A 7,969-nucleotide genomic window follows, 5' to 3' on the forward strand; every position below is an offset into this window, starting at 1 on the left:
GTGGACAACGCCGTGGTCGGCACCAACGCGACCTGCACGACGAACTGCGGCACCAGCACGCCGGTGACGGCGCCTGCGGTGACGTACAGCAAGTCGGTGACGCTGCCGGCTGGCCAGACGGAAGTCTCGATCGGCGATACCCTGACCTACACCCTGCAGGTCCAGGTGTCGGATGCCAGCACCACGTCGCTCGTTACGCTGACGGATACGCTCGGTACCGGCCTGACGCTGGGCGCCGTGTCCCCGGGCATTTTCAGCTGCGGCAGCGGGAATCCCCTGGTGTGCACGCTGCCGGCCGCAACGGCGCCCGGCACGTACACGGTGACCTACTCGGCCATCGTGAATGACCTCGCCACCGGCTTTGTCCGCAATGTCGTGGTGGGCACGGGCGATGACTCTCCCACCTGCCAGGGCAGCTGCCAGACCGAAACGATCGTGACGGAGCCGTTGCCGGCCATCATCAGCTACGGTAAGTCGGCTGCATTGCCTGCCGGCAAGACGCAGGTCGTGGCGGGTGACGTGATCACCTACACGCTGACGACCACCGTCGCGGCAGCGCCGACCTCCGGTGTGCTGACGCTGACCGACACGCTGGGCACGGGCCTGACGTTCGGTGCGGTGACCAATGCCGGTGCCTATACCTGCACGAGCACGCAACCGCTCGTCTGCACCCTGCCGGCGGCCACGGCGCCGGGCGTGTACGAAGTGAGCTATACGGCCACGGTGAACGGCCAGGCCACCGGTTTCGTACGCAACGCGGTGGTCGGCACCAGCGACGACAACCCGGTCTGCGCCGCCGATTGCGACATCGATACGCCGGTCGCGGCACCCACGATCGTGGTCAACAAGAGTTCCGACCCTTCCAATGGCGCCACCGTGCAGCCCGGTCAGGTGATTACCTACACCCTGTCCGTTCAGGTCGGCCAGTCGGCCACCCGTGCGGCGGTGACGCTGGTCGATACTCCGGACCAGCGCCTGATTCTGGGTGCGATGCCGGCAGGGTGTGCTTACAACGGCACGACGATGACCTGCACGCTGTCGGCTGGTACGCCCGTGGGCACGCATGTGTTCACCTACACCGCGACGGTCGGTGCATCGGCCAGTGGCCGTGTATCGAACGTGGTGGTGGCGAGCACCGACGACCCGACGGGTCAGCCGCCATCCTGCCAGACCTGCAGCACGGAACACCCGGTCAATCTGCCCGAGATCCGCCTCAGCAAGTCGGCGGGTGCGCGCGAAGTGAAGGTGGGCGATCTGGTCCGCTACACGCTGACCGTGGAGAACGTGGGCACCAGTGATCTGGTGGACGGCCGCATCATCGATACGCCCCCTGCTGGCTTCAGCTACGTGGAAGGGTCGCTGGTGGCCGGCGATGCCGACCGGATGGCGACGGTGTCGGGTATCTACCCGATCCGCATCGACGGCGTCGACGTGCCTGCCGGCGAGACCGCCACGCTGGTCTACGTGATGCGCGTCGGTGCGGGCGTCCGCCCGGGTACGCACGTCAACCAGGCGCAAGTGCGCTCGGCGACCGATGATCCGGTGTCGAACGTGGCCACGGCCGAGGTCGTGCTGACGGCGGATGCGCTGGTCGACGACAGCCTGCTGTTCGGTACGGTGTTCAACGACCGCGATGGCGACGGTTGGCAGGACAGCGCAGCGTTGAGCGGCGTCACGGTGCAGGGCGGCTTTGCGCCGGGTGCCTATATCGCCAACTCCACCACGGTGGATCGTGGTGCTGGTCCGCAGCCGGAACCGGATGCGAGTTCGCCGATGCTGCACGGCATCGCGCTGGGTGCGATCGCAGGTCGCCAGTCGCTGGCCGAGCCGGTCGACGCGAACGCGGTGGTCATCCGCCAGCGTCTGAGCGAGGCCAGCTTCACCGACGACTTCGTGTTGACCACCGACCAGGGTGTCACGGTGCGCATGGATGCCGCAGGTGCCACCCGCGTCGAGCAGTCCGGCGATGCGGCCAAGGGCCTCAATGCCGCCGCGCCGACGGTGGAGCGCCGCGTGTCGCAGGGCGAAGGCGGCTATGTGGTCGACTACGTCATCCGCAATGCGGGCATCGACGAGCGCGGCATCCCCGGCGTGCGCATCGCGTCGGTGGAAGGCCTGCTGATCGAGACCGACCAGTACGGCCGTTACCACCTGGCCGGTGTGCCGGGCGGCGCGTGGGAGCGGGGTCGCAACTTCATCCTGAAGGTCGATCCCTCCACGTTGCCGAGCGGCGCCGCGTTCACCACCGACAACCCGCTGCTGCGCCGGATCACCCCCGGCGTGCCCGTCCGCTTCGACTTCGGCGTGACGTTGCCGGAGCAGGTCATCGAAGGCTGGCAGGAGCAGGTCGAGCTGGAGCTGGGCGAAGTGTTCTTCGCCCCCGGTAGCGCCGAGGTCCGGGAGAAGTACCTGCCGGTGATCGAGGCGATGGCGGCCAAGGTGCGTGAGTACCAGGGCGGTGACGTGGTCATCCATGCCAACGGCGACAGCGAAAGCCTGGCCTTCGACCGCGCGAACGCGGTCAAGGCAGCGCTGCTGGAGAAGCTGGACGCGGGCTCGGCCAGGGGCCTGGTGGTGAGCGTGCGCGGTACCGTGGACGATCCGGGTTCGCTCATCGTGGGCGTCGACGAAGGCGGCGCGCTGCTGGGCACGGTCTTGTTCGATACCGACAAGTCCACCATCCGACCCGAGTTCGATCCGTTGCTGGACAAGGTCGCCGCGGCGCTGGAGAAGATGGGTGGCGGCAGCATCGCCATCGTCGGCCATACCGACATACGCGCTYCGCACGCGTACAACACCGCGCTCGGCATGCGTCGCGCCAAGGCGGTCTATGACGCGATCGCCCAACGCCTGAGCCAGGAAGTGCGTGCCAAGGTGCGCGTGGAAGCCAGTAACGATCCGACAGCCCCTGTCGGCGTGCGGAAGTGAGGGGGCGGATCATGAAGAAGCGTATGAAGATGAAGTTGCTGGATTACACGCTGATCGGCCTGCTGGCAGGTTYGGCGCCGATCGCCTTCGGCCAGACGGCTGCGCCTTCACAGGCGCAGCAGGACCAGGCCGAGGGGACCGCCAAGCAGATGGATTGCGACGGCGACCGTTGCACGGGTGAGGAAGGCTTGCTGTTCCGGCTGCGCACGCGCAGTTATGACAAGCCGGTCACCCGCAATACGGATGTGGGGTCCTCTTCCGAGGCCCTGCAGCCGGATCGCCGCGTCACCGTGGCGACGGAGCAGCCCGGCAAGGCGACGGCGATGGGCAAGTTCTCCATCGACCTGCCGGGTGGGGGTGTCATCTGGGCGACGGAAGATCCCACGTTGGGACAACCGGAACTGTCGGTGTCCGCACCGACGCTGGTCGCTTTCGACGGTCAGCGCGTCACCAAACCGGTGCAGTTCTACGTGCGTGGCAACTATCCGGCCTTCATCAAGCGCCTGGAAATCTCGCTTTACCGCAGCAGCGATGCCGACCTGATCGAACCCATCGCCACCGTGCCGCTGGACGTGGCGGCAGTCGCCCACGCTGACTGGGACGGCGCGTTGCCGTCGACGTACCCCTTCCGCAAGGGTGACGAACTCGTCTATGTGCTGCGTGCCTATGGAGAGGGCGACAGTTTCGACGAAACCTATCCGCGCACACTGCAGCTGGTGTCGCCCGAAGAAGCAGAACGCGGCACCAACCTGCTCCGCGACAGCGTGGAACGTTCCCTGGGCAGCGCCCTGAGCGGCGAGCAGGCGCAGGCGCAGAGCCTGCTGGACAACGTGTTCGCCGACAACGGCCTGCGCCAGCAGAACATCCCCCTGTACGGCTCGCGTATCCGCATACAGGGCCGCAACATTCCCGAGCGCAGCCAGCTGACGATCAATGGCGAAAGCTACCCGGTCGACCTGGAGCGCAAGTTCGTGGCCGAGTACCTGGTGCCGGTCGGGCGGCACCGGTTCGACATCGGCGTGGGCGACGGCGAGGGTGCGGCGCAGGCCAAGCCTGGCTATACGCTGGACGTCGATGTCACGGGGCGGTATTTCTTCGGCGTTGGCCTGGCCGACGTGACCATCTCGCAGAACAAGGTAAGCGGTTCGGGCGCCGCCTTCGCCAACGACACGCGCTATCAGGACGACGTGATCAGCGACGGCCGGCTGGCGTTCTACGGCAAGGCCAAGTACGCAGGCAAGTACCTGGTCACCGCGCAGGCGGACACCACCCAGCGTGATCTCGAGCGCCTGTTCGACGGGTTCACCGAGGCCGATCCGCAGGACGTGTTCCGTCGCCTCGATCCGGATCTCTACTACCCCGTCTACGGTGACGACTCCACGACCTACCGCGACGTGGACACCATGGGTCGCTTCTACCTGCGCGTGGACTGGGACAAGAACCAGGCGCTCTGGGGCAACTACAGTACCGGCATCACGGGCACCGAATACGCGCAGTACCAGCGCTCGCTCTACGGCGCTGCACTGAACTGGCGCTCGAATGCCACCAACCGCTGGGGCGATCCGGGCAGTGAGCTCCGCGTGTTCGGTTCACAGGCAGAAACCGCGCCGGGCCACAACGAGTTCATCGGTACCGGCGGCAGCCTGTACTACCTGCGGCATACCGACCTGTTGCCGGGCTCGGACGTGGTGACGCTGGAAATCCGCGACCTGACCACCGGTCGTACGGAGAACCGCGTGGTCCTGCAGCGCGGCACCGACTACGAGATCGACGAGCTGCAGGGTCGCGTTCTGCTGACGCGGCCGCTGGCTCAGATCACCCGCGAGAACAGCCCCACGCTCACGCGTGATACCCCGCTGGATGGTTTCGAACAGCGCCTGATCGTGGATTACGAATGGGTACCGTCGGGGTTCGACGCCGACGATGTCACCGCCGGCTTCCGCGGCAAGCACTGGTTCGGCAACCACGTCGGCGTCGGTGCGACGTACGTGCAGGAAAACCGGGCGGGCGAGGACTACACGCTCGCCGCCGGCGACCTGACATTGCAGGCGGGCAAGGGCACCTACATCAAGGCGGAGTACGCGCAGACCGAGTCGTTCGGTGCGCCGGTGTTCTTCTCCGACAATGGCGGCTTGAGCTTCATCCAGCAGAACGACACCGCGCTGTTCCGCGAAGGCGAAGCGAAGTCGCTGGAAGCGCGCGCCAACTTCAAGGAACTGGGCTGGACCGATCAGGACTGGAGCGTCGGCGCATGGTGGCGCAATGCCAGCGCCGGTTATTCGATCTCCCGCTACGACACCGGTCGGCCGATCACCGAATACGGGGCCGAACTATTGGGTCAGTTCACGCCGAACCTGGGCTTGTACACGCGCTACACCCGCGCCGAGAGCGGGGCCGAGTCGCTCACGCAGGCGCAGGCAACGCTGGAGTGGCGCGTCAACGACGCCAGCACGTTCAGTGCCGAAGTCCGTCGCGTCGACCAGGAAGGCACTGCGGCCGATGCCGCCGGTACGCTCGGTGCGCTGAAGTACCTGCACCGTTTCGGCAGTACGCTGGAGCTCTACGGCATCGRGCAGGTGACGCTGGACGATGACGGTGGCCAGTATGCCGACAACAACGCGCTGACCTTGGGCGGCAAGTATCTGTACGGCAACCAGTCGTCGGTAGGCGCGGAAGTCACCACGGGCGATCGCGGCGACGCCGCCACGATCAATGCCGAGCACCGCCTAACCGCGGAGCATTCGATCTACGGCGCGTATACCTATTCCACCGACACCACCGACTACGACTCGGTCTTCGACCGTCGCACGCAGAACGGTTGGACCCTGGGCCAACGCTGGCGCCTGTCCAACCAGGTGAACCTCTACAACGAGAGCCAGTTCCTGAAGGAGCGCAACGCATCGGGTCTGGCGCACACCTTCGGCATGGACTTCTATCCCGCCCAGGGATGGAACCTGGGCTTCACGCTGTCCGATGGCGAACTGACCAACACCGACGGCGGCAACGTCGATCGCCGCGCGATCAGCGTCTCCGGTGGCCGCACGTCGCCGGACACCGACTGGCAGAGCAAGCTGGAGTGGCGAGAGGACAACGGGGCCGAGCAACGCGAGCAGTGGGTCAGCACCAACCGCCTGACCCACAAGATCAACGAAAGCTGGCGCATCGCGGCACGGCTGAACTATGCCGACACCGACGATGAACTGAATCCGCTCGCCAGTGCGCGCTTCATCGAGGGCAACGTGGGCTTCGCCTACCGCCCTTGGAACAGCCAGCGGTGGGGCCTGTTCGGTCGCTACACCTACCTGTACGACCTGGCCACGCTCGGCCAGATTGGCGGCGCCGACTACGACCAGAAGTCGCAGATCTTCTCGCTCGAAGGCGTGTACAAGCTGGACCAGCGCTGGGAGTTCGCCGGCAAGCTCGCGCGGCGCGAGGGCGAAGTGCGCATGGGCCGCGGCACCGGTGCTTGGCTCGACTCGGCCACCACCTTCGCGGCCGCGCAGGTGCGCTACGACCTGCGCACGCAGTGGCATGCGTTGGCGGAGTACCGCTGGCTCGATGTCGAGGACGGCGGCTCCAGGCAGGGCTTCCTGCTGGGTGTCGATCGCGACCTGGGCAAGAACTTCCGGGTCGGCGTGGGCTACAACTTCACCGAGTTCAGCGACGATCTGACCGACTTCGATTACGACCACAAGGGCTGGTTCCTCAACCTCGTCGGCACGTACTGATGCCACGGCCGCTGGCGAGCAATCGTCGGCGGTCTTTTCGCATCACGAGCGGCCTGCTGGTGCGGGCCGGTCAGGGCGAGGGCGATCGTTGCGTGTTGGATGTGGTCGCGACGGCCGCGTGCCCACTTACCAGCGCATCGCGGATCATCGACGTCGTTGCATGGCGGGCACCCAGGTGGCGGCTGGCYTCCACCAGCGCATCCTGAAGCAGCGTCTCCGCCTGCTGGCGATCCGAGGCCGAGGTGGTCCCGCCGCGTGCGGCGCGCTCGCGCAGCGCCCGTGCCAGCGCGTACTTCGCGGTAGGCGATGGCCAGTGGCGCAGCGCAGTGGTATGGATCACTTCCTGCAGCAGGCCGATGGCCTCGCCGCGAAGCCCTTCCCTGTCGGCGGGAGCGACGAGCCTCAGGGAGGCGAGGAGCAAGCCCGCCTGTTCCTCCTTGGCCGCCAGGGTCGTGGGGTGGCGCGGTCCCAACGTACCTTCCAGCAGCTGGACGGCCTGGCGCGCCGGTTCGAGTGCGGTGCCGGGCTTGTCCGGGGAGCGCACGCGGGCCTCGAGCATCAGCTGGCGCGCGAACTCCGGGTGCTGGCTCCCATAGGCAGATACGATGCTGTCACGCACGGCGTCGAGCGCGTCGGGGGTAACGGGGGCGATCGCAGGCGCCTGTTGGGCGACCTCCAGTTGCAGGCGCAGGCTGCGCGCCGTATCCGGATGATCCGCGCCCAGCCGCGTTCGGCGCGCGTTGAGCAGCGCAGTGGCGCGTTCGTAGGCTTCGCCGTGACGCCCCTGCATCATCAGCAAGGGCAGCTGGGCCTCCTCGACATGCTCCCCCCACGATGGCGCGCCGCCCCGCGCCGCCTTGGCGGCGCCTTGCAGGTCGCGCTCCGCACTCGCCAGGTCCATCAGTTGGAGATGCCACTGTCCACGCAGGATGAGCAGTTCGACCGTCAGGTCGGACGCGGCGCGCGATGACAGTCCGGATGCGGTTTCATGCGCGAAGGCGAGGGCGTCGAAGGCCGCGTCGTACTCCGAAAGTTCCCAGTTTGCGCGCGCCAGCTCGACGAGCAGATCAAGCGTCGTCAGGTCCGCGGTGGGTCGCGTCGAGGTGGATCGCTGCAGGCCGACGGTGGCGGCGGCCCGTGCGTCGGCATGGCGCGCCTGCAGGTTGAGCAGCATGGCGAGCATGGCCTGCGTGTCGGATGCATCCACCGGCTGGTCCGCCAGCAGCTGGCTGGCCTCGCTGGCAAGCTCGAGCGCACGGGGATAGTCGCCGACCGACGCATAGTTGCGGGCCAGCGAGGCCAACGCCTTGGCC

3 protein-coding genes are annotated in these 7,969 nt (G+C 67.0%); 2 read left to right on the forward strand and 1 reads right to left on the reverse strand.

From position 1 onward, the window contains the following. The first annotated feature begins 78 nt into the window (after positions 1–78). The gene (locus tag AC04L7_RS08075; RefSeq protein ID WP_475512795.1) at positions 79–2,928 is read left to right on the forward strand and encodes an OmpA family protein; all 2,850 of its coding nucleotides are present in this window, start codon (positions 79–81) and stop codon (positions 2,926–2,928) included. Between the two features lie 11 nt (positions 2,929–2,939). Further along, positions 2,940–6,656 (forward strand): hypothetical protein, encoded by a 3,717-nt coding sequence (locus tag AC04L7_RS08080; protein WP_475512796.1) that lies wholly within the window; start codon positions 2,940–2,942, stop codon positions 6,654–6,656. A 70-nt stretch (positions 6,657–6,726) separates the two neighbouring features. Here the strand turns inward: AC04L7_RS08080 and AC04L7_RS08085 are convergent. Then, on the reverse strand, positions 6,727–7,969 hold a 1,243-nt coding region (locus AC04L7_RS08085), incomplete at its 5' end, for a hypothetical protein (RefSeq protein ID WP_475512797.1).

This window comes from Pseudoxanthomonas sp. LjRoot204_2, assembly GCF_056175765.1.